The organism is Candidatus Methylomirabilota bacterium (assembly GCA_035315345.1).
In the GTDB taxonomy this organism is placed as follows: domain Bacteria; phylum Methylomirabilota; class Methylomirabilia; order Rokubacteriales; family CSP1-6; genus CAMLFJ01.
Map to the genome: position 1 here is coordinate 1 of DATFYA010000122.1, position 25,525 is coordinate 25,525.

Here is a 25,525-nt window from a genome sequence, read left to right on the forward strand (position 1 = left end):
CCGTCACACGCTCTCCACCCAGAACCTCCCGATCCTGACGCGTCTGCTCTCGCTGCCATGGGGCTTCACGAGCCCGTTCCGGGCCGAGGTCTACTTCGTCAACCTGAAGGTGTTCACCAACATGCGCTGGGGCACGCGCGACCCGGTGGTCTTCAAGGACCAGCAGCTCGGCCTCATCCGTTTGCGCGCCTTCGGCAGCTTCACGATGCGGGTGACCCAGCCGCTGCTCTTCGTCAACAGCCTGGTGGGAACGCAGGGCTCCTACACCACCGACCAGATCGAGGACTATCTCCGAGAGGTCATCGTGGCCCGACTCAACGACTTCCTCGGCGAGACGGTGGAGAGCCTGCTCGACCTGCCGAAGCAGTACGACGAGATGGCGGTGGCGATGAAGACGCGGCTCGCCGAGGAATTCCGCAAGTACGGCACCGAGATGGTCGACTTCTACGTCAACCGCATCACCCCGCCCGAAGACGTCGAGCGCATGATCGACGAGCGCTCCAGCATGGGCGCGGTCGGCGATCTCGACCGCTTCATGCAGTTCAAGGCGGCGAAGGCCATGGGCGACGCCGCGCAGGGCCACGGCGGCGGGGGTAACGGGGCCGCCGCCGGCGTCGGAGTCGGCGTGGGGGCGGGACTCGGCATGATGATGCCCGGCATGCTCGCCCGGACGCTCGGCGCCCCCGCCACGGCGCCCGCGGCCGCCCCGATCGTCACGTGCCCAGGCTGCCAGTCTGCGGTCGCGGCGGACAGCCAGTTCTGCCCGCGCTGCGGCCGACGGCTCGCCGCCACCGCGCGGTGCGCGCGCTGCCATGCGGAGCTGACCGGCGGCGCCCGCTTCTGCTCCGCGTGCGGCCAGGCGGTGCCCGGTAGCTGAACCGCGGGCCGCCCGGCGGAGACCATGAGTCAGGTCGTCGTCTCCACCGAGTGTCCCACCTGCAGCGGCCCGCTCGATTTCTCTGAAGGGGCCAACGCCATCCGGTGCCCGAGCTGCGGCTCGACCCTGCTCGTGACCGGCCGCAAGCAGGTGCTCACCTACTGGGTCTCGCCCAAGATCCGAGCCGACGTCGCCGGCGCGGCGGCGCGCACCGGCCGGGTACAGGCGCGGGTGGCCAGCCGCGAGCTGTTCTTCGTGCCCTTCTACCGGCTGACCGGTCACGACTTCCAGTGGCAGGACGCTCCCCCGCGGCCGGCGCCCGAGCGTGAGGTCCCCCCGATGCGGTTCGGCGGCGGCGACACGGCCGACCGTCCCGAGATCGACCTCGACCTCGGGGCCATCCTGAGCTGGGGCGCCGACGCCTTGCTGGGGCCGCGCGCCGGCGACGTCGTGCGCGACGCGCTCGGCGAGCCCCGGACGCCGACGCGCCCGATCGAGCCCCACTTGCTCACCACGGGGCGGGCCCTGCGAACCTCCGTCGCGGACTCGACGGTGCAGCTCCTCGACCGCTACGTGGAGACGAGCTTCCCGGCCGCGAGCCTCGCGGGTCTCGGCGTCGCTTCCCTCGGGGTGCGCACCCAGGCGCTGCGTGTTTCCCTGTTCGAGCGCGCGCGGCTCGCCTCGCTCGGCACGATGGTGAGAATCCAGACCGACGAGGCCGCCGCCCTTCGGCACGGGCTGGCCGCGCGTGGCTTCGAGCACGTCGTCTACCGGCAGGTGCTGGGGCGCATTCTCTCCATCATCTACTTCCCGTTCTGGGTGCTCGAGCTGAGCGAGGGCGCCGAGCGCTGGCTCACGGTGGTGGACGCGGTCGCCGAGAGCATCGTCCAGTCGCGCGCGCCGATCGCCCTGCGCGACGCGCTGATCCCGCAGCCAGGCGGCGAGCTCCGGACGGTGGGGCTTCGGCCGCTGGTGTGTCCGAACTGCGGCTGGGCGCTCCCTCTGGACGCCGACGACGTCATCTTCTTCTGCCCGTCCTGCGGCCGGGCGTGGCAGATCCGCGGCGTCGACCTCGTGGAGATGCCCTACGAGATCGCCCAGGTCGGGACCGACACCGCGTCGGCCGCCGCCGAGCATCTGCCGTTCTGGCGGCTCGAGGCCTCCGCCGGATCGGAGAGCGCCTGGGTGCCGGCGTTCCGGTGCCGGCGGCTCAAGATCCTCCACGATCTGGCGACTCGCTTCACGGCAAAGCCGCCGGTGTATCAGGCGGCGACCGGCGAACGTCCGAGCGCTCGCGGCTGTTTCTACGACGCCGAGGACGCGGCCCTCCTCGCTCGGTTCGCGGCCGCGGGGCGCCGGCTCACCCCCGACGCGGTGAAGGCGGCGGCCGACGACGAGCCGGCCTTCTCCGGCGCCCGTCTCGTCTGGATTCCATTCAAGCGAGAGGGTCAGTCCCTGATCGATCCGTACTCCGGGCTGGCGCTCCAGGAGGCGCTGCTTGACTAAGTCCCCGACCGCCCTGCTCGCGCGCGGCACCGCGCGCACGATTAACGCCCGCGTCATCCTGCTCGTGCTCCTCGCCGCCGTGCTGTCGCTGGTTGGCTTCCACGCGATACGGTTCGCGCGATCCTGCGCCAGCCTCGACGGAGCCCGGGAAGCCATCGAGACCCACATCCGCGACCGGCACGTGCGCCGAATGGCGCGTGTGCTGAAGGCGACCGATCGCAGTGTGCTGACCGCGCGGACCGTGGTGCGCGTGACCGCGCTGTCCTGCGGGCCCAGCCTGCTCGGCGGGATGACCTGTCGGGCGCGCTACCTGGTGAACGGCCGGAACGCGGGGATCGACTCCACCGACCACTACTTCCGGATGGGCTACTCGCTCCTGGCCGGCTGGCGGCCGGGAAGTGTCGCGGAGACGTCGGGGCTGCGCTACTCGCTGGCCCCCGGCCGATGCGCCTGGGGCGGGACCGACGGGCGATAGCCGCGCGGATCGCCGGCCGGCCGACGCGCGTCGTGACCGTCGCGGCGGCCGGACATCCGGGCCTGCGGCTTGCGTGACCGGTCCGGACCGTCACCCACCGGCGAGCCGCTCCGCGATCCCAGAATCGGGAAGATCTCGCGCACCAGCCCCTCGTACTCCTCCACCGTTCGCCGGTACACGTCGAGGCCGGGGACCATGTGCAGGTCGAGCGTGACCGGCGGCATGCCCTGCGGCAGCGTGGAGACGTGGATGGTCTGGAAGCACGAGCGGCCCGGCTCGGGCCGGTCGGTGACGATGATCTCGTACAGCTCGGGCCACTGCTGCGCGACCTCCGGGGAGCGGGAGACCGAGTCTCGACGCAGGTAGCCCGCCAGGTCGGCGCGGTACTTCACCTCGACCGCGAGCAGGCGGTAGGAATGGTGGCCGAGGCTCGGCTCGTCGAGCGGCCGCCACACCACGAAGTCCGGCACGAAGTCCCGGCGGCCCGATCGGATCAGCGACGGCATCTGCGTCTCGTGGCCCACCCGGGCCACCGTGTACTGCGCGCGCTTGAAGATACCCTCGACCAGGGCCTCCGCCATGCGCCCCTTCAGCAGATCGACCGGGTCCACGGGGCTCAGCGCTGGGTGTCCGAGATCTTGGTGGACAGCTCGCGCAGCTTCTGGAGCGTCTCGGGCCGCAGCATCGCCGCGAAGCCGGCCGGATCGGACTTGGCCTGCTCGAGGGCGTCGACCATGCGCTTGGGATCCCCGCCCGAGTTGCGGGCCAGGTCCGCGAAGACATCGGCGGCGAGCCCGTAGACCTCCTGCGCGAGGGCCGAGCCGGCGACGCCCTGCACCTGCTTGTCGATCGCGGCCGCCGCGGGGTCGGTGGCGATGATCTGGCCGCGCTGGGCCGGATCGGCCAGCATCCGGAGGGTCGCGGCGAGGGCACTGGCCGCCGCCGGATCGAGCGCCTGGGAGTGGGCAGCGGTGGCCATCAGGACCAGCAGGAGCAGCGAGAGGATACCGGCGGCCGCAAGTCGCTTGAGCATGACCGGGAAAGTCAGCAAGAGTCGGACCATGGTCAGAACCTCCACATCGTCGAGGAAACGTTATCCCTGGGAAGCGTACGGTCGCCACCCGGCTGACGGCAGGTGTCACGTCCCCCGCCCGGATGGACGCGTCTTGACCGCCCGGACGCGCGGGAGAATAATCGCCGGGCAACACCAGCCGGTCAATGCCAGCCACCACAAGGGAGGATGCGACGATGGCCACCGCCGCTCACCGGGAAGAGATCTGGGTGCCGGGCATGCCCGAGCCCATCAGCCACTTCGTCCACGTCGTGCGTGCCGGACGCCTCGTCTTCGTCTCCGGCTGCGTGGCGAGCGACGACAAGGGCCGCACCGTGGGAGGCAGCGACATCGTCGCCCAGACGCGCCAGGCGCACGAGAACATCAAGCGCTGCCTGGCCGCCGCCGGCGCGACGTTCGCCGACGTGTGCAAGGTAACGGTGTACCTGAAGAACGTCGGGGACCGCGAGAAGGTGAACACGGTGCGCAAGGAGTACTTCGGGGCGAGCCGGCCCGCCAGCACCTTGATCGAGATCTCCCAGTTCGTGCGCCCGGAACTGCTCATCGAGGTCGAGGCGGTGGCGGTGCTGCCCGAGCGCCCGCGTCCCGCCGCCCGGCGCCGGCAGCCGGCGCGTGCGCCGGCGCGAAAGTCGCGGCGTCGCTGAAGTCTCGGTCCGGCGCGCGAGCGCGGACATCCGGGCATCCATGATCCTGGATCCGACCCCATCCATCCGCATCCAGGTCGGTCCGCTCGCGTTCACCGCGAGCTGGGAAGAGGGCGCGGCCCCGCGCACGTGCGCCGCCTTTCGCCGCCTGCTGCCCTACCGGCAGCGGATCATCCAGGCCCGCTGGAGCGGCGAGGCGGGCTGGATCCCGCTGGGTGACTTCGACCTCGGGGTGGGCCCCGAGAACACCACCAGCGAGCCCGCGCCCGGCGCCCTGCTGTTCCATCCCGCGGGAATCAGCGAGACCGAGATCCTCTTTCCGTACGGGGCCACGCGCTTCGCGAGCGTGAAGGGTCCGCTGGCCGGCAATCACTTCCTCACGATCGTCGACGGCCGCGCGCGGCTCACCGAGCTCGGACGGCTCCTCTGCTGGGAAGGGGCCCAGTCCATCATCTTCGAGGCGTAGCCGCCCCGGCGCCCGCGGCCTCGGTCCGCGGCTGCCAGGCCTGCACCATCGCCTCGCCGCGCGCGAGCTGCTCCGGCGTCAGCGCGCCCTTGATGGCGTCGCGCGCCTGGCGCGCGGCGTCGGCCTCCTTGCCGAGCAGCCCGCGCGCGGCGAGGCTGAACCACTGATAGGCGAGCACCGGATCGCGCTCGACGCCCTGACCGTTGGCATAGCGCACGCCAAGGTTGAACTGCGCGAAGGGGACGCCCTGGTCGGCCGCGCGCCGATACCACTTCGCGGCCTCCTGGAAGTCCTGCGGCACGCCGTCTCCGTTCGCGAGACGCAGGGCGAGCTGGTACTGGGCCGGAGGCACGCCCTGCTCGGCGGCGCTGCGATACCAGCGGGTCGCCTCGACCGGGTCCCGCGGCACGCCTTCCCCGCTGGCGTAGCGCAGGCCCAGCTCGTACTGGGCCTGCGCCGACCCGCGCTGCGCGGCGCCGCGCAGCTGCCGCGCCTCGCGGGAGCCGGTGGGTTCGGCGAGCCGGCCCTCCGCTCGAAGCTGGTCGAGCGCGGCCCGCGCCGCCTGATTGCCGCCCTCGGCGGCGCGGGCGTACCACTCGGCCGCCTGCGCGTCGTCACGCTCCACCCCGCGGCCGAAGGCGTAGAGAAATCCCAGACGGAACTCGGCGTGAACGTCGCCCTGCTCGGCCGCGCGGCGGTACCAGTCGATCGCGGCGAACGGATCGGCGGGACGCCCCTGCCCACGCTCGAGCATCAAGCCCACCATGAACTGCGCGGCGGGCTCCCCGCGCTCGGCGAGCGGGAGCCAGTCGAGGTAGGCGGCGTCGTAGTCGCCGCGATCGTAGGCACGCCGGCCGTCGTCGAAACCGGCCCACGCGAAGGTCGCGCCCACCGCGAGAGGGAGCGCGGCCAGGGAGAGGAGCGTGAGCGGTCGGCCTAGCGCCAGCGCACCTGCACCTTGATCTTGGGGTACTCGGGCTCGCGGCCTTCCACGTCGACGATGCGCAGGATGCCGTCGCTGGATTCGAGCAGGAGGTTATTGTTGGAGAAGCCGACGAGCTTGCCCCAGGCGCGCGGAACTCCGACCTCGTACTTGGCCGGGGTCTCGGCCACCGCGACCGACGGGTGCAGCCGGGAGGCCCAGAGATTGGCGGCGATCGCCACCAGGCTCACCGCGATGACGGTGAGCACGGCCTTGACGTAACGATCCGCGAGCATACGGTCGTCCTCCTTCGCCGCGAGTCGGGTCGGCGCTAGAGCAGGCCGGGAACGAAGGCGTCGCGGCCCCGCACGTAGGTCGCCTGCCGCTGGGCTGCGTTGCGGTTGATCAGCGGGCGCATGTACATGGGATGGGTCGCGCAGCGGACCTCGTGCTCCAGCTCGGAGAGCGGCCGGCCACTGTCCGGATCCGTGATCACCTGGAACCGGTACTGGTACGGATTGCTCTCCTCGGTGACGAGCCCCCGCTCTTTCAGCCACTCGTGCGGGCCCGAGAAGTCTGCAATGTACACCGCGATGTGATGGCCGTCGTAGGGAGCGATCGCCCCGTCGGTCTCGCGGAACACCACCTCCTGGTGGAGGCCCATGCTCACGTGGGCGGCCGCAGAGCCGTTGTCCTGGCCCAACGTCGCGGCGGCGTGGAACGCCTTCTGATAGAAGCGCACGATCCCGGCGGCGGCGCCGCGGGCGACCGGCACTTCCACGCGCCCGATGCCGAGCGTCATCTCACCCCACTCCGGGCCGGGGCCGACGCAGCGGAACTGGTTGCCCCACGGGCACGTCACCGCGACGTGCTTGTCGCGCATCTCGAAGGCGAACTGCGTGCCGGCCAGCGCCTCGCGCACCGACGACAGACGCCGCGTGAGCGCGTCGAGATCGGGAACCACCAGCTCGACGTGTCCTTGCAGCACCTGCGGCTTGGCGGTGGGCAGGTGGAACTGGGTCTGTCCCGCGTTGGCCCACATGTTGTCCACGCTGACCATGAGGTAGGGATCGCGCGTGAGCCCGAGCCCGGCGATGTAGAACAGCGTGGCCGCCTGCTGGTCCGGCACGCGGACGTTGACGTGCTCCAGCAGAATGATGTTGCCGAGATCCTGCTCCCGCCGATCGTAGGTCATCGCCGCCATGGCCGCGGGCCTCCCCAGCCCCGCGGGAAAGCATACTACCTCAGCGGGCGAGCCGCACTCCGGCATTCCGGGTGCGGCCCGACGGACTCTCGGCCAGCCAGTGCCCGACCCGGATCAGGGCCCGGCCGACCCGGCGCGACAGCGACCGCCGCGCCCGGCGCTCCGTGGCCAGCAAGGCGAGCCGGGCGCCGCGCTCGCGCAGCTCGGCGAGCCGCTGGGCCGCGATCATCTCCACCACGTACTCGTTGAGGTCCATCGCGATGCTCCGGTCAGGCGGCGCGAGTGAGCCGATCGCTCGCCCGGCTCGATCCGAGCGTCGCGGGCCGCCGCAGGGGTCGGACCTCCTCCGGGATCAGGACGAGACGCACGCGCGGAGTCTCCTGCCGGTCCAGCCGGCGAAACAGATCGTGGGTGATCCGGCCGATGGCGCCCACCAGACCCTCGCGCTGCAGGGGCAGGCGAACCGACACCGTCCAGCCGCCGGTCCAGCCGCGCTGCACCTCCGGCGCGGCCACCGCCCCGAGCTCGCGGTGGATCGCCTCGGTCAGAGCGATCTGCCGCGCGACCCGCACGCTGCGAGCGCGCGCCACGCGGCTCGACAGAGCGAGCAACCCCCACACCGCCAGGAAGGGAATCAACGCAATCATGATCGCGATCTCCGTGTCCATGCTCATCGTGTCCTCCTCGGGCTCCGTCGTTCACCGAGTGAGACACCAGGGCCGCCGCGGCGTGAAACCGCGGGCCGGCGTGGAACGGGTCAGGCGGGAAGCGGATGCAGATCGGGCCGACAGGTCGTGCAGGGGATGAACCCGGCGGCCTCGGCCCGCTCGCGCGTGCCGAACAGGGTGAGCGCGGACAGGGGCTGCGACGACAGCGAGCCGCACGTCGGCACGCAGTACTCGCGCTCGCCGTTCATCAGCGTGTACATCGCCTCGCGACGGACGAGAAAATCGTCGTGTCGCGCCACCGTCCGGATGCCCTCCACCGCGAGCAGCCGCTGCTTCAGCTCGACGCGCTTGCCCGCGTATCCGATCAGCGCGCCGGTGCTGCCGATGACCCGGTGGCAGGGGATCACGATGGGCAGCGGATTTCCGCGGAGCGCCTGCGCCACCGGCCGCGCCGCCGACGGCATCCCGATGCGCGCCGCGATCCCCGCGTAGGAGGTCACCCCACCGTAGGGCAAGGCGGCGGTCGCTTCCAGCACCCGCCGCTGGAAGTCGCTGCGCATCCGCCGAAGATCGAGCGGCCACTCGAGCCGCGCCCGCCGGCCCTCGAGGTACTCCGCGAGCTCGGCCCACAGACCTTCGGTGGCGCTGCGGTCCTCGATCGCGTCCTCCCCGAGCAGGCGGCGCACGCTCGCGGACAGCGATCCGCCGGCCGGCAAGTACCGCACCAGGGCCACGCCGTGCTCCGAGCGGCCGATCAGGATCGGGCCGAGCGACGACGAGAAGATCCCGAAGCTCAGCATCCGCGAGCGCAGATCGGCCAGGCTCGCGCCGAGCTGCGCGCGGGCCAGCGTCGGATCGTCCCCGGCCATGGGGGTCCCCCGGAACGAGTGCAGCACGCGCTCGACGGTCCGGTAGTGGCCCAGCTCGCGACGGCAGGAGGCGCAGCCCGCGAGGTGATCCTGCACGCGCTCGACCGCGCCGGCGTCGGCTTCCCCCGAGGCCACCGCCAGCAGATGCGGCTCGATCTCGCGGCAGGACACCGCCCGCTTGCTCATGACTGGGACTCCGTTCCGCCCGGGAGATGACCGTCGAGCCCTCTGCGGATCTTCCGGAGGGCCTGGAAGACGTGGGCGCGGGCGCTCTCCTCCGAGCACCGGAGGCTCGTTCCGATCTCCGCGTATTCGAGCTCGTGCATCTTTCTCATGATGAACGCCAGCCGCTGTTTCTGGGGAAGGCCGCGGATCACGTGCTCGATCCGGGTCTGCGCCTCGTGGGCCACCGCTTCGCCGTCCGGATTCGCGCCGAGCGACCGCAGCGGCATCTCCAGCGCGGCGGCCGCGTAGGCCTTTCGCCGACGCGACTGCGCGCGGAAGTGATTGCGTCCGAGGTTCGTCGCGATCGCGAAGAGCCACGCCCGGACATTGGCGCCGCCGGGCAGGGCGCGGTACGCCCTGAACGCGCGAAGGAAGGTCTCCTGCGAGAGATCGTCGGCGTCGTTAGGGCGCGCCGTGATCCGCAGCAGGTAGCGCCGTATCTCCGCGTGATGGGCCCCCACCACCGCCTCGAAGGCATCCTCTGCCATCACCCTGCCCCCTGAGACCCCGGACCCGCCCGATTGTGAAAGCAGCCCGGCCATGGGCCTAGGTGCGCACCGGCACGTGCCCCTTGCCGGCCTCCTCTTCTCGCTGCTCGCGCACGAACCGCATCGCCACGACGGTGGCGACGGCCAGGCTCATCGCGAGGGAGACCAGCAGCGTGGCGCCCAGGGTCAGCAGCACCGCGCGCTGGGATTCCAGGATGGCGTTCACCGACCCGAGCAGCACCAGATTGACCCGAAGCGTGGGCATGACCGCCTGGGTCGCGAGCCAGTCGCCACCGTCCATCTCCACGATGCCGGCGGTGTTCCGTCGCGACAGCGCCCGCACCACCGGATGCCCGGTCCAATCGGCCTGGGTGATCTGGCGGGTCTTCGAATCGAGGTAGATCGCGCGCTTCTCGCCGTCGATCATCACCAGCCAGCCGCCGGGTCCGGCCGCCGCCTGCTCGATGGCCTCGATCGACGCCTGCAGGCGAATGCTGCCGAGCAGGTAGGCGACGATCTGCCGATCGATCCGGACGGGCACCGCCGCCCCCACGATGAAGTCGCGGCTGGCGCGCCCGTAGATGATGCCGGAGATGGCGGGCCGCTGGGTGCGAATCGCCTCCTGCAGGAGCGGGCGATCCGCGTAGCGCAGGTCGAGGTTGGAGGCTCCGTCGGGGCCGACCAGCGGGCTGAACGCGAGCGGCCGCCCGTCGGGGGTGACCACGAACAGCGTGGGCATCTGCAGCGTGGCGCGCATGGTGTCCATCTCGCGCTGCAGCGCCCGGGGCTCGTGCGACGCCCAGCTCTGCGCGAGGTGGGCGGCGAGCGGCTCCAGCGCATCGAGCCGGTCGCGCACCTGGGCGTCGGCCAGGCGGGCGAGCACCCGCACCGTCTCCTGCCGCTGCGCGCGCGCGTCCGCCAGCGCCTGCGGCTTCAGCCGCGTGGTCCACGCCAGGCCCACCACCATCAGCGCCAGGAAGGACACGACCGCCCACGTCGAGCCGAGGAAGATCACCTGCGGCCAGCGAATCCTGCCCATCGGCCCCCCATGGCCCGTGATGATACCCCGCTTGACAGGGCCCCGGCCCCGCCGCATCATCGGCCGCGCAACGCCCGGAGCCTCGAAGGGCGTCCTCATGACCGACGGCGTCAAGATCGACACGGTGCGATCCGGCTCGAGCGGGGTGCTCGGCCGCTCGCTCAACAGCGCCCGCCACCAGCACTTCGTGCTGGATTCGCCGTCCGGACCGAACGAGGCGATCACCAACGGCGAGGCGTTCCTGGCCGGCATCTCCTCGTGCGGCGTCACCCTCATCGAGAAGCACGCCCACGACACCGGCGTCCCGCTTGCGAGCATGGAGGTGGTGATCGAGGGGATTCGCAGCAACGCGACGCCCAATCGGTTCCAGGCGATCCACGTGAAGTTCGCGCTGCGCGGAGTCGACCAGGCCACCGCCCGCTCGCTGGTGGAAACGTGGCAGGACCGGTGACCGCTCTACCGCACGGTCGCGGTCGCGACCGAGGTCAAGGTCGAGGTCACCTCTACCCCTGCGTGACTCATGAACCCGGCCCCTCACCCTGCCCTCTCCGCCGAGGGGAGAGGGGGAGGAAGGAGACAACCGTGAAAGCCGCCGTGCTCTACAACGCCAATCAGCCGCTCGAGGTCGTGGAGCTCACGCAGGAAGGCCCGAAGGCCGGCGAGGCCCGCGTCAAGGTCAAGGCGGCCGGCATCTGTCACAGCGACTGGCACATCATGAACGGGGACTGGACGCCGCCGCTGCCGATGGTGCTGGGTCACGAGGCGGCCGGCATCGTCGACGAGGTGGGGCCGGGCGTGACCAACGTGAAGCCGGGCGACCACATCATCTTCTCGTTCCGGCCGCACTGCGGGCGCTGTCTCTACTGCTCGATGGGCCGGTCCATCCTGTGCGACGGCCACACCTCGCCGCGCTGGGGCATGCTCGACGGCACGTATCGGCTGAAGCGGAACGGGCAGGACATCCATCAGATGGCCCGCATCGGCACCTTCTCCGAGCAGGTGGTGTGCCCGGCCGAGATGCTCGTGCCGATCCGCAAGGAGATGCCGTGGCCGCAGGCCGCCCTCATGGGCTGCTGCGTGCCCACCGGCGTGGGCGCGGTCACCCGCTGCGCGGAGGTCGAGGCGGGCGCGTCCGTGCTGGTCATCGGCTGCGGCGGCGTGGGGCTGAACGTCGTGCAAGGCGCGCGGCTGGCCGGCGCCTCCGTCATCCTGGCCGCCGACCTGCTCGACAGCAAGCTCACCTACGCCAAGGACTTCGGGGCCACGCACACCATCAACGCCAAGAGCGAGAACGTGGTGGATCGGGCGCGCGAGCTGACCCAGGGACGCGGGGTCGACTACGCCTTCGACGCCATCGGGGGTGAGGCCACCACGCTGCAGATCGTGGACGCCATCCGCCCGGGCGGCACCGCGGTGATCGTCGGCATGGCCGCGCTCAACGTGCGCGCGCCGATCACCCCGTACAACATGGCGCTGCAGGAGAAGGTCATCAAGGGCACGATGTACGGCTCGGTGCGGCCCAACACCGACTTCCCGAAGCTGGTGGATCTCTACCTCGACGGTCGCCTCAAGATCGACGAGCTGATCAGCCGCACCTACAAGCTCGAGGACATCAACGAGGGGTTCACCGCGCTGCGCACCGGCCAGGTGGCCCGCGGCGTGGTCGTGTTCAACTGAGCGCGCGCGCTCTGCTGCAGCGGCTGCTCGCGCGGTCGCTGGGGCGGTGGCTCAACCCCCGCCCCCGCGGCCCGATCGCGCCGCCCGCCCCGCTCGAGGCGGTCCTGGTGGGCGACGATTCGCCCGCCGCGCTCGCCCGTCTCCTCTGCGGGCGGGACAACCCGGCGCGCGAGGCCGCGTTGCCGCGCTACCTGCAGTACCGCGGCATCGCGTTCGCGCGGCACCGCTTCACCCGGCCCCAGGGCCGCGGCGACAACTACGCGGTCGAGCTGGGCGAGGGCCCGCGCGTGCTCGTGCTGTGCGCGCACCACGACGCGATCCCGGGCAGTCCGGGCGCCAACGACAACGCGGCCGCGGTCGGCATCCTGCTCCACCTGATTCCCCGCCTGCCCTCGCGCATTGCGCGCGGCTGGCGCGTGCGTCTGCTCTTCACCGCGGCCGAGGAGCTGGACTACCTGGGCGCGCGCGCCTACGTGGAGGACACCGCGCTCGCCGACGTCGCGGGCGTGCTGAGCCTCGAGCTGTGCGGCATCGGCGACACGGTGGCCGTATGGGACGCGGTCGAGCCGACGCCGCTCCTCGGCGGGGTGACCGGGGCGCTCGAATCCATCGGGCTGGCCCGTGAGGCCGGCTATCACGTGGTGGGACGGATCCCGATGTTCGGCAGCGACCACCGGGCCTTCGCGGCCGCGGCGATCCCGGCCTACGGGTTCACGATGGTGCCGGCGGCTCACGCGGCCGCTCTCCGGCGCTTCGTGCTGAGCCCGCTCCGGTCCAGCGTGCGGAGCCTGATCCGCCGGCCCCCGCCCTTCGACACCTACCACACCAGCGACGACGCGCTCGAGACGCTCGAGCCGGTCGCGCTGCACCGGGCCGCCGCCGCGCTCACCGCGGTGGTCGCCGGACTCGATCGGATCCCGACCGTCTAGCTGAGCGTCGCGACCTTGTTCCGCTCGATCAGGGCGAAGTCGATCTGGGCGCCCAGGCCGGGCGCGGTGGGCGCGCGCACCATGCCGTGCGAGTCCACCTCGATGTCGGCGACCAGCCCGTACTTCTGCGACTCCGCGGGGAGCAGCACCTCGAAGAACTCGCAGTTGCGGATGGCCATGGCCACGTGGAGATTGGCCACGTTGTTGAGCGAGTTGCCGCCGTGGTGGATCTCGAAGTTCATGTGGAAGCCCTCGGCCAGATGCGCCGTCTTGACCAGCGGCGTGATGCCACCCTTGACCGCGACATCGCCCCGCAGGAAGTCGGTGGCGCGGGCCACGATCCAGGGCGCGTACGCGGTGAAGCCGCCGGGGGCGTACTCGGTGGCGAGGATCGGGATCGACAGGTGCTGCTTGAGCTTGACGTAGTTGTAGAGATCGTCGTCGGCCAGCGGATCCTCGTACCAGTAGTAGCCGAGGCGCTCGATCGCGCGGCCCACCCGGATCGCGGCCGGATAGTCGTAGGCCCAGGTGGAATCGAGCATCAGAGTGAAGCCGTCGCCCACCATGCTCCGCACCGCCTCGCAGATCTCGATGTCGACGCGCGGATCGGTGGGCGGATGGATCTTGTAGGCGGTCCACCCCTCGGCCTTGAACCGCGCCGCCTCCTCCGCGTAGGCCTGCTTGGACGACAGCACCGCCGAGCTCGCGTAGGCGGGCAGGCGCTCGCGATAGGAGCCGAGCAGCCGATGGATGGGCAGCCCGGCCAGCTTGCCGCCGAGGTCCCACAGGGCCACGTCGACGGCGCCGATGGCGCGCCACGTCGTCTGACGACTCCGCGTGAGGAGCGCCTGGTAGAGGCGCTCACGCTCGAGCGGATCCTGGTCCATCACCAGTGGCTTGAGCGAGCTCATCAGCGACTGGGCGTCGTACTGCGCGCCGCGGCTCGCCGAGCCCAGGAACGCGTGGCCCTCCGCGCCCTCGTCGGTGCGCAGAGTGAGGAGCCCGAGCTGGCTCTGCCCGCCGAAGCGGCCGGTGTGCCGTCCGTAGGTGGTGGCCGGGATGTTGTCCCAGGCGAACAGGGTGAGCGTCATGTCGGTGATCTTCACGAAGTGCCTCCCGCCCGCGCCGCGGGCCTCGCAAACTGCCCCGAGCGTACAACGATTCCCGCGATCCGATTCTGCTAGATTGACCGCGTGACGCCGCCGCCGTCGAAGCTGTCCGGGGCCCGACCCGCGATTCCGCGCGACGGCGTGGTCCGCCTCTTCCGCGATCGCGGAGGGCGCAACGGCAAGACCGTCACCGTGATCCACGGACTGCCCGAGTGCGGGCCGGCGCTCGAGGCCCGCCTCGCCGAGCTGAAACGGATGTGCGGGGCCGGGGGCACGCTGCGAGACGGCGTGATCGAGATCCAGGGCGATCACCGCGATCGCCTGGCCGAGCGCTTCCGCGCCCTCGGCTACCGCGTCAAGATCGCGGGCGGCTAGAACGCTACTCGACTTCCTTCAGGCGCACGACCTCGGCGCGACCATCCATGAACTCGCCCATCTTTCGCCCCAGCGCCTTGAAGTAGTCAGTCGCCCGATGGGCGTCGACCGCGGACTGGTCGGTGTAACGCTCCATGAATACGTACGTCTGGGGCGCTTCGCCACGATGCAGCGCGTAGAGGCGGCAGCCCGGCTCGTTGGCGTTCACCTTGGCGACCAGCTCCTTCGCCACGGCCTCGAACTCCTTCTCCATCCCCGGCTTGACCTTGATCGTCGCGACGACACCGAGCATTGACCACCTCCTGCGGTCGGCCGGTCTCCGGCCACCGCGGTTTCAGTACCTGACAACCTCCGGCCATCCAGAGCCAAATTTTGTAGCGTCTCGGGCCCCGACGGGCACTTCCAAGACCCAAACAACCTCAATCAATCAGCCAGTTGCCGAGAGTGTCAGCTGTGGAACGCCTCTTGCTGCTACGGCCGGTCATGAGAACTCAAGATCGCATCCACGGACCCCGGGAAGCCGCCGCCAGGCAGCACATCACCGACCCGCACCCGCCCGAGATCCGTCGGAAGCGGGGCCGGCCGAAGGGTAGCACGGGCATCAGCCGTCGCCACCCCGACTCGGTGCTTGCCGCCGAGATCGCCAAGTCGCCGCTCGCCACGGTCTACGCGAACCCGGACGGCGAGCTCTACCACGCGGTATGCAAGACACCGCTCGAGTTCCAGGGCCGCCGCGCCCAGCTGGAGTTCGATTTCTACTGCCTTCGGTGCATGGAGCACGTCGCGCTGCCGCAGTTCGCGTTGAGCCGCATCCGTTTCGATCTGCCGCGGCCGACCGACGGCACGCTGCCCGAGTGGGCCGCCAGTATCGCCGCCTACCATCACGTCGCGGCGACGAATCCGGTCGCAACCGACCCCAGCTAGCCGGCCCGCACCACCTCACCGAAGGCCCGCCCCGGCCCCTCGCTGACCGGGACGTGCGCCTCCCCCGCCGGGAGGACGAGTCCTCCCCGTCCGCCCGACCGACCCGCCACCGCCCGAAAGTAGCGTAGGATCGTCTCCGCTCGTGCATCGAAGGAGACATCGTGTCGTCGTCCATCGACTCGATCATCGATCCCGCCGACCCGCGCATCGCGTCCTATCGTGAGGCGCGCGACGGCCGCGTGCGCCGGGCCGGGCTGTTCCTGGCGGAGGGGCGGCTCGTCGTTCGGCGGCTGCTCGAGAGCCGCTTCACGGTGCGCTCGATCCTGGCTACCCGAGGCGTGCTGGACGACCTCGGGGACGCGATCGGCAAGCGGCCATCCGTCCAGCGATACGAGGCTTCCGCCGAGATCATCCGGGCGGTGGTGGGCTTCACGTTCCATCGCGGCTGCCTCGCGCTCGGCGAGGAAGGACCGCCGATCCCGGCCGCCGCCGTCGTCGAGCCGGCCGGCTCCCGCCTCGTGCTCGGCCTGGAAGACGTCACGGACCCCGACAACGTGGGCGCCGTCTTCCGGAACGCGGCCGCGTTCGGGGCGGCCGGCCTCGTGCTCTCGTCACGCTGTGCCGATCCGCTGTACCGGAAAGCCCTTCGGGTCTCGATGGGCGCCACGCTCGCGATTGCGTTCGCCACGACGGACTGGCGCGACGGCCTCGTCGCGCTCCGCGCGGCCGGCTACACGCTGATGGCGCTGACACCTCATGCCGGCGCTCAAATCCTCGACGCGGTCGTGGCCCACGGTCCGGCTCCGCGTCGGCTGGCCGTGCTGCTGGGCGCGGAGGGCGCCGGCCTGAGCGAAGCGACGCACCGGGCCGCAGACCTTCGAGTGCGCATCGCGATGGCGCCCGGCGTGGACTCGTTGAACGTGGCCACCGCCTGCGCGATTGCCCTGCATCGACTGACCGACCTGGCCCGACCGGCCGACGCGGGCAGTATGATGGACGGCGATCCGTCATGATCCGCATCGGCACGTCGGGCTACAGCTATCCCGAGTGGCGCGGCAGCTTCTATCCCGAGAAGTTCCCGACCGGGAAGATGCTGCCCTACTACGCCGAGCGCTTCTCCACCGTGGAGATCAACAACACCTTCTACCGGATGCCGAACGCCAAGACCATCGCGGGGTGGGATGCCGAGACGCCCGCGCACTTCTCGTTCACCCTCAAGGCCCCGCAGCGGATCACCCACTTCGCGCGGCTGCGCGACATCGACGATTCGCTACGCTACTTCCTCGACACCGCCGCCGCGCTCGGGCCGAAGCTCGGCACCGTGCTCTTCCAGCTTCCGCCCAACTTCAAGAAGGACCTGGCGCGTCTGGACGGCCTGCTGACGCGGCTGCCCGCGGGCCTCCGCTGCGCGCTCGAGTTCCGCCACGAAAGCTGGCTCGCCGAGGACGTGTACGAGCGCCTGCGCACGGCGAACGCGGCCCTCTGCCTCGCCGATACCGAGGAGGAGACCACGCCGCTGCAGGCCACCGCGGACTGGGGCTACCTCCGGCTGCGCGATCAGGGCTACACCGCGGCGGATCTCGAGGAGTGGGCCCGGACGATCACGCGACTCGGCGCGGGCTGGCGGGACGTGTTCGTGTACTTCAAGCACGAGGAGGCTGGGACCGGCCCCGAGTTCGCCCGCCGGCTGAACGCGATCCTGAATCCGTAGCCGTCGCGCCTCTCGGCGCCCCATCCCCACCCTCCCGCCCCTCACCTTCCCCTCTCTCCTGAGGGGAGAGAGGAACGCCGGGTTGGACTCGATGCGGGGCGATCGCGCGGGCACAATCCCTTGCCCCTGCGCGGCCGAGTCACCCCTATCCGGTGCGGTGGCCATGGGAGATTTGGCGCATCGCCGCCCCGGTGGTACTGTGCAAAGTCCCATGGCGCCACATTCCCTCGGCTCGGGCACGATCTCCTTCGGCCTGGTCTCGATCCCGGTCAGGCTGTACACCGCCGCCTCCTCCGGAGGCGTGAGCTTCAACCTGTTGCACGCCAAGTGCGGCAATCGCGTCCGCCAGCAGATGTTCTGCCCGGTGTGCAACGAGGTCGTGGAGCGCGGAGGGCTGGTCAAGGGCTACGAGTTCCAGAAGGATCAGTACGTGCGCTTCGGGGACGAGGAGCTGAAGTCGCTGGAGGGCGAGTCGTCCAAGGTCATCGACATCGCGGAGTTCGTGCCGCTGCCCTCGGTGGACCCGATCTACTTCGAGAAGACCTACTACCTGGGGCCCGACAAGGGCGGTGAAAAGCCGTATCGGCTCCTCGCCGACGCGATGGCCAAGAGCGATCGGGTCGCCCTGGCCACCTTCGTGATGCGCGGCAAGGAGAGCCTCGTGCTCATCCGTCCCGCCCAGGACGGCCTGATGCTGCACACGATGTACTTCGCCGACGAGGTGCGCGACTTCGGCGAGATCGAGAAGGGCAAGTCGGTGAAGCTGCGCGACGGGGAGCTGCAGCTGGCCACGCGGCTCATCGACGAGCTATCGCACGACGAGTTCAAGCCGGAGCAGTACCAGGACGACTATCGCAATCGCGTCCTCGAGCTGGTGAGCGCAAAGGTGGCCGGCCAGGAGATCACCACCCCGGCCCCGGAGACCCAACGCGCCCAGGTCATCGACCTCATGGACGCGCTGAAGCAGAGCCTCGCCAAGCGCGCCGGCGGCGCGTCGGAAACGCCGGCGGCCAAGACCGCGGTCGCCGCGGCCAAGAAGCCGCCGGTCAAGGCCTCCAAGCGCGGAGCCGGCGAGGACAAGGACAGGAAGGCCCAAGCCGGACGGAAATGACCGTCTTCTCCACCGACGAGGTGGCGAAGATCCTCGGTCTGTCGAGCTCGCAGATCCGCTCCACCGCCCGCGCCGCTCAGCTCTCACCCGGCCGGGGCCGCGACGGCCGCCTTCGCTGGACCTTTCACGATCTCCTCCTGCTGAAGACCACGCGCGGTCTGCTCGCTGCCCGCGTGCCCGCGCGCCGAATTCGCCGCACGCTCGCGTCGCTGCGTCGGCAGCTGCCCGGCGACCAGGCGCTCTCCAGCGTGACGATCTACGCGGACGGACGCCGGGCCGTCGTCTGGGATGGCCGCGTGCGCTGGCAGCCCGACTCCGGCCAGTTCCTGTTCAACTTCGAGGCGGCCGCGGTGAGCCCACTCGCGCCCGCCCGCATGGCCGACTCCGCCCCGGCGTCCCGACCCGCCACGCGGAGCGCGGAGGAGTGGTTCGATCTCGGCTGCGAGCTGGAAGCCGGCTCGCCCGAGGAGGCGCGCCACGCCTACGAGCAGGCGATCGCCCTCGATCCTGCGCTCGCCGACGCGCACGTCAATCTCGGGCGGCTCTTCCATCACGCCGGCCTGACCGATCGCGCCGAGACCCACTACCGCGCCGCCCTCGCGCACGCACCGCGCGATCCGATCGGCCACTTCAATCTGGCGGGGCTGCTCGAGGAGATCGGCCGGACGCAGGACGCGGTGGCCTCCTACCAGCAGGCGCTCGCCGCCGACCCCGACTTCGCCGACGCGCACTACAACCTCGGATTGCTCCTCGACTCGCTCGGCCGCCGGGCCGGCGCCATGACGCATCTCCGCGCGGCGCGCCGGCTGTACGGCCGCCGCTCGGCATAGCGCTTCCGCCTGCCGCGATCTCGCGGCCGGGGTGACGGCCGCCGTCAGATGGGGCGGCCGGAGGGTACGTTTCGGACCCGCGAATTCAGCGGGTTAGAGCCCTGGCAGCCTGGTTGCACATACCCGCCTCCGTAGCGACCTCGTACTACTTCTTTCATTCGACAAGAGGTGACCCGATGAGCACACGGATGGGCTGGATCGTCGGCGCCGTCTGCCTGATGATCGCCGGCTTCGCCGTCCTTCCCGCGCCCGCCCAGGATCCCAAGGGCGTCCGGCCGGACGCCGGGCAGGTGCGCACCGACAAGGCGGAGGGCAGCAAGAAGAAGGAGCTCGATGCCTCGCGCGAGCGGCTGCGGGCCGCCTATCGATCCGGCGATCCGGCCGCGATCAAGGCCGCGCGGGAAAGCTACCAGAAGCTTCGCAGCGAAGCCACGGAACGCAACGGCAGCGCTCCCCGGACCCGCTAGCCGGCCCGACTAGGCCACGTCGGGGTGCTGCGTGTGCCAGTCCGTGACGGACTGGTACGCGCAGGCCGCGGCGATGACGGTGTTCTCCTCCCACGCGCGTCCCATGAACTGCAGGCCGGTCGGCAGCCCGCGCGCGCCGAAGCCGTTGGGCACCGTCAGCCCGGGGAGCCCCGCCCCGTTGCCCACCGCGCCCATCACGTCGCGGGCGGTGCCGCGAATCGCGCTGCGCACCTCGGCGCCCAGCATCGCCGCGACGGTGGCGCGCCCGGGCGCCACCAGCGCGTCGAGCGGGGCGAGCACGCGATCCGCCTCGCGCATCATCACCTCACGTAGCCGCAGCGCCTTGAGATAGTCCTTGGCCAGGATCGCGTCGCGGGCGTACGCGGTGTAGCGATCCTCGGGGGCGGTCAGGGCGGCGATGCCGCCGCTCTCGATGAGATCCTCGAACGCGCTCGCCGCCTCCGCGAAGAGGATCGTCCGCGTGATGTCGTCGTACGGCAGATCGGGCAGCGCGACCTCGTCCACCGTGCCGAGTGCCTTCAGCACCTCGAGCGAGCGCGCAAAATTGTCCCGCACCTCGGGCTCGCAGCCGTCGGTGACGCCACGGAGCACGCCGAACCGGAACCGCCGGCCCGCCGGGCCGGCGCCCGGATAGCGATACGACCGATCCACCGTGGTCGGATCGACGGGGTCGCGGCCGGCGATGGCCTCGAGCACCAGGCCGCAGTCGTCGGCGGTCAAGGCCAGCGGCCCCAGCTTGTCGAGCGTCCAGCAGAGCGCCATCGCCCCGTGGCGGCTGACCCGGCCATAGGTCGGTCGCAGGCCGGCGATGCCGCAGTGACCGGCGGGCGAGAGGATCGATCCCCAGGTTTCCGAGCCGATCGCGAACGGCACCAGACCAGCCGCGACGGCCGAGCCCGAGCCGCTCGACGAGCCGCCGCTCCACGCGTCGCGGTTCCAGGGATTCACGCCGGGCCCGGTGAAGGCCGCGTTCGGCTGGCGGTAGCCCATCCCGCCGGCCAGCTCCACCATCGCGAGCTTGGCGCAGAGCACCGCGCCGGCGGCTTCGAGGCGCAGGATCGCGGTGGCGTCGAAGTCGAACACGCGATCCTTGAACGGGGCCGCCCCCCACGTCGTCGGGATGCCGCCCGAGGTGGCGAGCAGATCCTTGGCTCCATAGGGGATACCGTGGAGCGGGCCGCGATAGCGTCCCGCCGAGATCTCCGCCTCGGCCCGCCGCGCCTGCTCGAGCGCGCGATCGCGCGTGATGGTCACCACCGCGTTGTAGCGCGGGCCCAGCCGCTCCAGGCGATCGAGGAAGGTCTCCGCCAGCTTCACCGGCGAGATCCGGCGCGTGCGGACGCCCTCGGCGAGGGCGCGCACCGGCTGGAAGACCACGTCCTCCGAGCCCGCAACCCGCGGGGCCATCACGGCTCCGCGCGATAGGCCGCGAAGGGCTGAGCCGGCTCGTCGGCGTTGGTGAGGCGCACCGCGCGGAGAGCGCGGGAGGCCTGCACGATCGCCTCGATCGAGGTGCGGACGGCAGCCAGCTGCGAAGCGTCGAGCCGGTCGCCGTAGCGCGCGCGCACCAGCGCCAGCATGGTCTCCACCTCGGCGGCCATCGGCTCGTCGTCGCTCATGACGCCGGCATTCTAGCGGAGGCGCGGATCGAGCGCATCGCGCGCTGCCGGTGATCGCCGGACCGCATCCTGCCCCATGGGCCCGGCTTGGCAACGGCGGGAGGCGGCGATAAGATCCCGCCGGGAGGACATCGTGATGGCCAAGCGCATGCTGTTCATCGGCGGCGGAGCAATCGGCAGCTACCTGGGCGCGTTCCTCGCGCGGGCCGGTCACGAGGTGACGATCGTGGATCCCTGGCCGGAGCAGGTGGACACGCTCCGCAGCCGCGGCATCGCGGTCACCGGGCCGCACGATCCCTTCGAGGCCAAGCCGGTCGCCCTGCACGTCCACGAGCTGCAGCGGCTCGGCGCCGACTTCGACATCGCGTTCATCGCGATGAAAGCCTACGACACCGCGTGGGCGACCTGGATGGCCCTGCCCCATCTCACGCCCGCGGGCTACGTGGTCTCCGCGCAGAACTGCTGGAACGACCCGATCGTGGCCTCGATCGCCGGCCCGGAGCGGTCGGTGGGCCTGATCATGTCGAAGATCGGGGTGGCGCTCTGGAAGGCGGGCCAGGTGGAGCGCGGCATGGAGAAGGGACAGGGCGCCGGCCACGACGTCTTCCGGGCGGGCGAGCACGACGGCCGCATCACTTCGCGCGTCACCGAGCTGGCCGAGATCATGAGCGTGGTGGACGGGGCGCGGCCCACCGACAACCTCTGGGGCGAGCGCTGGTCCAAGCTCTGCGCCAACTGCATGGGCAATCCGGTCCAGGCCATGACCGGCCTCGGCAGCGTGGAGATCGCGGGCCAGCCGCGCGGCCGCGAGATCACCATCCGCATCGCGCAGGAGTCCGCCGCGGTCGGGCTCAAGCTCGGGTACCGCATCCCGAAGTTCAACGGCCGCGAGGCCGAGCAGTGGGCCCAGGCGGGACGGCCCGATGTCTACAACGAGCTGGATACGATGCTCACCCCGAAGGCGGGCGCCGGACGCAACTGGCGGGCGTCGATGGCCCAGGACGTGATCAAGGGACGGCGAACCGAGATCGACTTCATGAACGGGCTGGTCGTCGACAAGGGCCGCGAGACGGGAATCCCCACGCCGGTGTCGCAGGCGGTGGTGGGCATCGTGCGCGAGATCGACGCGGGCAGCCGCAAGCCGTCGCCCGGGCACATCGAGGAAGCGCTCACCCGAGCCGGCGCCTGACGGGCGCTCCTCACTACAGCGGGGCCAGCTCGACCACGCGGAGGTGGCTGAACACCACCTCCATGCCCCGCTGGTCCACGTAGAGCCCGAGCGCACCCGCGGCCTCGGCGCCCAGCTCCGCGGTCGCCACCGGCCGGCCGTTGACGTAGGCGACGATCGACCGGTCCCGCAGCTCCACCGCCAGCGTGTTGAGCGCGCCGTAGTCCGTCTTGACGCTGCGGGTCGCGGTCGGCGGCACCGGGTAGACCCACTTGCCGTTCCAGCTCGCCACCCGATACGTCCCGTTGGCGGTGAGCCCGAGAGTGGCGAAGGTGCGATCCGCGGCGGCACCGCGGCTGGCGAACATCAGCCCGAACGCGCCCTCCCGCGTGCCCTTGCGCTGCCGGGCCGAGACCTCGATGCGCACGCTCGCCGGGAACGACGTGGCCCGCGCGGGGGCGAGCAGGCACGGAGCGGAGGCGCCGATGTTCTCGACGACGTAGCCGCCGTCGGAGTAGGACGACCGGCAGATCGTGCCCTGGGCTGCCGGCCAGTTGATCGGTGATTTCAGCGCGTCCTCGAAGATCACGCGCGGCCCACCGGCGGCCCGCGGACGCGAATCCGGACTCGGCGCGCACGCGGCCGCGGCGATCGTCGCGGTCAGCGCGAGCGTCAGCACGAGCCGGGACATCGAGCGCCTCCCAGGATGACGAGATGTGAGAGCTTCTGGCCGACAGCTCCCTCATCTTTTACACTACCCGGGGTTCCCCCGACAACGAAACGCGGGAGGTAGCGCATGCGCGGCGTGGTCTTCACCGGCAATCGGCAGCTCGAGCTCCGCGAATTCCCCGATCCGACCCCCGGCCCCGGCGAGGTGGTGCTCGAGATCAAGGCCTCGGGCATGTGCGGCAGCGATCTGAAGTTCTATCGCGCGGCTGGCAACGAGGCGGCCTCGCTCGGTCTCGGCGGCAGCGGCAAGCAGGTGATCGCCGGACACGAGCCCTGCGGGGTGATCGCCGCGGTCGGCCCCGGGGTGAGCGAGGCCGAGGGCCGGGTGGGCCAGCGGGTGATGAACCATCACTACGTCGGCTGCGGTCGCTGCAAGCACTGCCGGGTCGGCTGGTCGCAGCTCTGCCGGAGCGGCATCACCGTGTTCGGGGTCACCGGCGACGGCGCGCACGCGCGCTACATGAAGGTGCCGGCGCGCACCAACGTGCCGCTGCCCGACGAGCTCAGCTTCGAGGAGGGCGCCGCGGTGTCCTGCGGCACCGGGACCGCCTACGGCGCGCTCAAGCGCCTCGACGTCTCGGGCCGGGACACCCTGGCCGTGTTCGGTCAGGGACCGGTCGGCCTGTCCGCGACCATGCTGGCGTCGGCGATGGGCGCGCGCGTGATCGCCGTCGACATCGCGGCCGAGCGGCTGGCCCTGGCCCGCGAGCTCGGGGCCGACGCGGTGGTCAACTCGCGCGAGACCGATCCGGTGAAGGCCATCCACGAGCTGACCCGGGGCGAGGGCGCGGAGACGACCATGGACTGCACCGGGCTACCCGAGCCGCGGGTGGCCGCGGTGAAGAGCACCGCCACCTGGGGTCGGATGTGCTTCGTCGGGGAGGGCGGCGCCACCAGCTTCGACATCAGCAGCGACCTGATCCGCCGCCAGCTCACCCTGGTGGCCTCGTGGACGTTCAGCAGCATGGGCCAGTGGGAGTGCGCGCGCTTCGTGGCCGAGCGAAAGATTCCGCTCGGCCGGCTGCTCACCAACCGCTTCCGGCTCGATCAGGCCACCGAGGCCTACAAGCTCTTCGACACCCAGACCACCGGCAAGGGCGTCTTCACCAGCTTCTAGCCCACGGCCACGGAGACATCATGCCCGACGTCAGCATCCTCGGCATCCCCGGAAGTTTGCGCCGCGGCTCCTTCAATCGGATGGCGCTCGACGCCGCCCGGGCGCTCGTGCCCGCGGGCGCCACGCTCGAGATCTTCGGGCTGGAGGACATTCCCTCCTTCAACCAGGACCTCGAGAAGCAGCCGCCCGCCCGCGTGGTCGAGCTGAAGGCCCGGGTGCGGGCCGCCGACGCGATCTTCTTCGCCACGCCGGAGTACAACTACTCGATGCCCGGCGTGCTGAAGAACGCGATCGACTGGGTCTCGCGCCCCTACGGGGACAACGCCTGGCAGGGCAAGCCGGTGGCGGTGATGGGCGCCTCGATCGGCATGCTCGGCAGCGCCCGCGCGCAGTACCATCTGCGCCAGTCCTTCGTGTTCCTCAACATGTACCCGGTGAACCAGCCCGAGGTGATGATCGCCAACGCGAGCCAGCGCTTCAACGAGCGCGGCGAGCTGACCGACGAGACGTCGCGCGAGCTGATCCGGAAGCTGCTCGCCGAGCTGGTCGCCTGGACGAAGCGGCTCGGGAAGGGGTAGACCACCCCTGACCCTGCCCTCTCCCCGGAGGGGAGAGGCGGGCGTCGACATTCCCCGGCAGGGAGAGGGATGCGCGTCAGGCGGTGGCGACGGGTTGCCAGCCGCCCTCGTGCAGGGACTTCAACACCGCGTCGAGCACGAGCTGCGCGCGCACGCCGTCCTGCAGCGACGGGGTCGGACTCTCGCCGTCGCCCTTGCGGATCGCGCCCAGCATGCGCTTCACGAGCGGCGCGATCGTCGTCTTGCCCGTGACTTCCATGAGATCGCCCTGCGCGGCCGACCGCGGCAGGCCTGCCTTCACCGGCACCGGCTGGAGCGTGCCGCTCGCGCCGGCGGCGCGCAGCTCGCCCACGTACCATTTGGGCTTCTCGCGATCGAGGCGGTAGACGAGCCCGCCCTGGCTGCCGTAGGCCTCGAGGAAGTTCTCGTTCGCGCCGCGGGCGGCCCGGCTGACCGTGAGGGTCGCCTGTCCGCCCGATTCCAGCTCGCCGATCATGGTGCAGTAGTCCTCGGCGTCGGCCGCGCGGCCGCCGCCCGGCACCGTCCGCGACGCCCAGGCGACCCCCGCGTGTGCGCACACGCGCGCGAATTCGCCGAAATGCCAGCGCACCATGTCGATCAGGTGCACGCCCATGTCGCCCATCGCGCCGTGACCGGCCTGCGCGCGATCCATGCGCCAGGTGATCGGCGCGGACTCGTCCGCCC

General features: G+C 71.1%; 34 protein-coding genes. 18 read left to right on the plus strand and 16 right to left on the minus strand.

The features are described 5' to 3' along the window. The 3 genes from VKN16_16900 to VKN16_16910 all read left to right on the plus strand — a co-directional run. Positions 1-877 (plus strand): SPFH domain-containing protein (locus VKN16_16900; protein HME95888.1); only part of this gene is annotated, 877 nt, incomplete at its 5' end. Between the two features lie 24 nt (positions 878-901). Next, positions 902-2,383 carry a zinc ribbon domain-containing protein gene (locus VKN16_16905; GenBank protein ID HME95889.1) on the plus strand — a complete coding sequence of 494 codons (1,482 nt, stop codon included), beginning with the start codon at positions 902-904 and terminating at the stop codon, positions 2,381-2,383. Further along, complete coding sequence (locus tag VKN16_16910; GenBank protein ID HME95890.1) at positions 2,376-2,858, plus strand: hypothetical protein; 483 nt, start codon at positions 2,376-2,378, stop codon at positions 2,856-2,858. The genes VKN16_16905 and VKN16_16910 overlap by 8 nt, the downstream gene beginning before the upstream one ends. On the opposite strand, the gene VKN16_16915 is transcribed toward VKN16_16910, so the two are convergent. Continuing rightward, entirely contained in the window at positions 2,807-3,469 is a 663-nt protein-coding gene (locus VKN16_16915) for a hypothetical protein (protein ID HME95891.1), read from the minus strand. The two genes, VKN16_16910 and VKN16_16915, sit on opposite strands and share 52 nt — an antisense overlap. Before the next feature lie 5 nt (positions 3,470-3,474). Beyond that, positions 3,475-3,921, minus strand: coding sequence for a hypothetical protein (locus VKN16_16920; protein ID HME95892.1), 447 nt, complete (start codon positions 3,919-3,921; stop codon positions 3,475-3,477). Between the two features lie 185 nt (positions 3,922-4,106). Between VKN16_16920 and VKN16_16925 the strand changes: the two genes are divergently transcribed. Further along, complete coding sequence (locus VKN16_16925) at positions 4,107-4,574, plus strand: RidA family protein (protein ID HME95893.1); 468 nt, start codon at positions 4,107-4,109, stop codon at positions 4,572-4,574. A 40-nt stretch (positions 4,575-4,614) separates the two neighbouring features. Beyond that, positions 4,615-5,040, plus strand: a complete 426-nt coding sequence (locus VKN16_16930; GenBank protein ID HME95894.1) for a DUF3830 family protein — start codon at positions 4,615-4,617, stop codon at positions 5,038-5,040. On the opposite strand, the gene VKN16_16935 is transcribed toward VKN16_16930, so the two are convergent. The 8 genes from VKN16_16935 to VKN16_16970 all read right to left on the minus strand — a co-directional run bounded on the left by VKN16_16935 (position 5,024) and on the right by VKN16_16970 (position 10,455). Continuing rightward, positions 5,024-5,932 carry a tetratricopeptide repeat protein gene (locus VKN16_16935; protein HME95895.1) on the minus strand — a complete coding sequence of 303 codons (909 nt, stop codon included), beginning with the start codon at positions 5,930-5,932 and terminating at the stop codon, positions 5,024-5,026. The genes VKN16_16930 and VKN16_16935 overlap by 17 nt on opposite strands. Before the next feature lie 44 nt (positions 5,933-5,976). Further along, complete coding sequence (locus VKN16_16940; GenBank protein ID HME95896.1) at positions 5,977-6,258, minus strand: hypothetical protein; 282 nt, start codon at positions 6,256-6,258, stop codon at positions 5,977-5,979. A 35-nt stretch (positions 6,259-6,293) separates the two neighbouring features. After that, positions 6,294-7,166, minus strand: coding sequence for a hypothetical protein (locus VKN16_16945; GenBank protein ID HME95897.1), 873 nt, complete (start codon positions 7,164-7,166; stop codon positions 6,294-6,296). A gap of 40 nt (positions 7,167-7,206) precedes the next feature. Continuing rightward, on the minus strand, positions 7,207-7,422 hold the full coding sequence (locus VKN16_16950; protein ID HME95898.1) for a hypothetical protein: 216 nt from the start codon (positions 7,420-7,422) through the stop codon (positions 7,207-7,209). 13 nt (positions 7,423-7,435) lie between these two features. After that, entirely contained in the window at positions 7,436-7,840 is a 405-nt protein-coding gene (locus VKN16_16955) for a hypothetical protein (protein ID HME95899.1), read from the minus strand. 83 nt (positions 7,841-7,923) lie between these two features. Next, positions 7,924-8,889: a methylated-DNA--[protein]-cysteine S-methyltransferase gene (locus VKN16_16960; protein ID HME95900.1), complete on the minus strand. Its 966-nt coding sequence runs from the start codon at positions 8,887-8,889 to the stop codon at positions 7,924-7,926. Next, positions 8,886-9,416 (minus strand): RNA polymerase sigma factor, encoded by a 531-nt coding sequence (locus tag VKN16_16965; GenBank protein HME95901.1) that lies wholly within the window; start codon positions 9,414-9,416, stop codon positions 8,886-8,888. The genes VKN16_16960 and VKN16_16965 overlap by 4 nt, the downstream gene beginning before the upstream one ends. Positions 9,417-9,474: 58 nt before the next feature. Further along, positions 9,475-10,455: a cache domain-containing protein gene (locus VKN16_16970; protein HME95902.1), complete on the minus strand. Its 981-nt coding sequence runs from the start codon at positions 10,453-10,455 to the stop codon at positions 9,475-9,477. 97 nt (positions 10,456-10,552) lie between these two features. On the opposite strand from VKN16_16970, the gene VKN16_16975 reads away from it, so the two are divergent. The 3 genes from VKN16_16975 to VKN16_16985 all read left to right on the plus strand — a co-directional run bounded on the left by VKN16_16975 (position 10,553) and on the right by VKN16_16985 (position 13,061). Next, a complete protein-coding gene (locus tag VKN16_16975) occupies positions 10,553-10,906 on the plus strand; it encodes an OsmC family protein (GenBank protein ID HME95903.1) in 354 nt (117 codons plus the stop codon). A 131-nt stretch (positions 10,907-11,037) separates the two neighbouring features. Next, positions 11,038-12,132: a Zn-dependent alcohol dehydrogenase gene (locus tag VKN16_16980; GenBank protein ID HME95904.1), complete on the plus strand. Its 1,095-nt coding sequence runs from the start codon at positions 11,038-11,040 to the stop codon at positions 12,130-12,132. Between the two features lie 107 nt (positions 12,133-12,239). After that, entirely contained in the window at positions 12,240-13,061 is an 822-nt protein-coding gene (locus tag VKN16_16985) for a M28 family peptidase (GenBank protein HME95905.1), read from the plus strand. Here the strand turns inward: VKN16_16985 and VKN16_16990 are convergent. Further along, a complete protein-coding gene (locus tag VKN16_16990; protein ID HME95906.1) occupies positions 13,058-14,167 on the minus strand; it encodes an enolase C-terminal domain-like protein in 1,110 nt (369 codons plus the stop codon). The two genes, VKN16_16985 and VKN16_16990, sit on opposite strands and share 4 nt — an antisense overlap. 87 nt (positions 14,168-14,254) lie before the next feature. Here VKN16_16990 and VKN16_16995 point away from each other — a divergent pair, with 87 nt between their 5' ends. Beyond that, positions 14,255-14,545, plus strand: coding sequence for a stress response translation initiation inhibitor YciH (locus VKN16_16995; GenBank protein ID HME95907.1), 291 nt, complete (start codon positions 14,255-14,257; stop codon positions 14,543-14,545). Between the two features lie 4 nt (positions 14,546-14,549). Here VKN16_16995 and VKN16_17000 read toward each other — a convergent pair whose 3' ends face one another. After that, positions 14,550-14,837, minus strand: coding sequence for a putative quinol monooxygenase (locus VKN16_17000; protein ID HME95908.1), 288 nt, complete (start codon positions 14,835-14,837; stop codon positions 14,550-14,552). Between the two features lie 191 nt (positions 14,838-15,028). Between VKN16_17000 and VKN16_17005 the strand changes: the two genes are divergently transcribed. The 6 genes from VKN16_17005 to VKN16_17030 all read left to right on the plus strand — a co-directional run bounded on the left by VKN16_17005 (position 15,029) and on the right by VKN16_17030 (position 19,588). Further along, the gene (locus VKN16_17005; GenBank protein ID HME95909.1) at positions 15,029-15,469 is read left to right on the plus strand and encodes a hypothetical protein; all 441 of its coding nucleotides are present in this window, start codon (positions 15,029-15,031) and stop codon (positions 15,467-15,469) included. A 161-nt stretch (positions 15,470-15,630) separates the two neighbouring features. Then, complete coding sequence (locus VKN16_17010; GenBank protein ID HME95910.1) at positions 15,631-16,482, plus strand: RNA methyltransferase; 852 nt, start codon at positions 15,631-15,633, stop codon at positions 16,480-16,482. Beyond that, entirely contained in the window at positions 16,479-17,180 is a 702-nt protein-coding gene (locus VKN16_17015) for a DUF72 domain-containing protein (GenBank protein HME95911.1), read from the plus strand. The genes VKN16_17010 and VKN16_17015 overlap by 4 nt, the downstream gene beginning before the upstream one ends. A gap of 211 nt (positions 17,181-17,391) precedes the next feature. Beyond that, positions 17,392-18,291: a Ku protein gene (locus VKN16_17020; protein ID HME95912.1), complete on the plus strand. Its 900-nt coding sequence runs from the start codon at positions 17,392-17,394 to the stop codon at positions 18,289-18,291. Further along, complete coding sequence (locus VKN16_17025; protein ID HME95913.1) at positions 18,288-19,121, plus strand: tetratricopeptide repeat protein; 834 nt, start codon at positions 18,288-18,290, stop codon at positions 19,119-19,121. The genes VKN16_17020 and VKN16_17025 overlap by 4 nt, the downstream gene beginning before the upstream one ends. A gap of 188 nt (positions 19,122-19,309) precedes the next feature. Then, a complete protein-coding gene (locus VKN16_17030) occupies positions 19,310-19,588 on the plus strand; it encodes a hypothetical protein (protein HME95914.1) in 279 nt (92 codons plus the stop codon). Between the two features lie 9 nt (positions 19,589-19,597). Here the strand turns inward: VKN16_17030 and VKN16_17035 are convergent, their stop codons facing one another. Further along, positions 19,598-21,016, minus strand: a complete 1,419-nt coding sequence (locus VKN16_17035; protein HME95915.1) for an amidase — start codon at positions 21,014-21,016, stop codon at positions 19,598-19,600. After that, positions 21,016-21,228 carry a hypothetical protein gene (locus VKN16_17040; GenBank protein HME95916.1) on the minus strand — a complete coding sequence of 71 codons (213 nt, stop codon included), beginning with the start codon at positions 21,226-21,228 and terminating at the stop codon, positions 21,016-21,018. Before VKN16_17040 ends, VKN16_17035 begins: the two co-directional genes overlap by 1 nt. 136 nt (positions 21,229-21,364) lie before the next feature. On the opposite strand from VKN16_17040, the gene VKN16_17045 reads away from it, so the two are divergent. Further along, the gene (locus VKN16_17045) at positions 21,365-22,417 is read left to right on the plus strand and encodes a ketopantoate reductase C-terminal domain-containing protein (protein ID HME95917.1); all 1,053 of its coding nucleotides are present in this window, start codon (positions 21,365-21,367) and stop codon (positions 22,415-22,417) included. Positions 22,418-22,430: 13 nt separating this feature from the next. On the opposite strand, the gene VKN16_17050 is transcribed toward VKN16_17045, so the two are convergent. Then, positions 22,431-23,087, minus strand: coding sequence for a hypothetical protein (locus VKN16_17050; protein ID HME95918.1), 657 nt, complete (start codon positions 23,085-23,087; stop codon positions 22,431-22,433). A 105-nt stretch (positions 23,088-23,192) separates the two neighbouring features. On the opposite strand from VKN16_17050, the gene VKN16_17055 reads away from it, so the two are divergent. Both VKN16_17055 and VKN16_17060 read left to right on the plus strand, forming a co-directional pair. After that, complete coding sequence (locus VKN16_17055; protein HME95919.1) at positions 23,193-24,242, plus strand: zinc-binding dehydrogenase; 1,050 nt, start codon at positions 23,193-23,195, stop codon at positions 24,240-24,242. A gap of 20 nt (positions 24,243-24,262) precedes the next feature. Next, positions 24,263-24,820 carry an NAD(P)H-dependent oxidoreductase gene (locus VKN16_17060; protein HME95920.1) on the plus strand — a complete coding sequence of 186 codons (558 nt, stop codon included), beginning with the start codon at positions 24,263-24,265 and terminating at the stop codon, positions 24,818-24,820. 76 nt (positions 24,821-24,896) lie between these two features. On the opposite strand, the gene VKN16_17065 is transcribed toward VKN16_17060, so the two are convergent. Then, positions 24,897-25,525 (minus strand): Gfo/Idh/MocA family oxidoreductase (locus VKN16_17065; GenBank protein ID HME95921.1); only part of this gene is annotated, 629 nt, incomplete at its 5' end.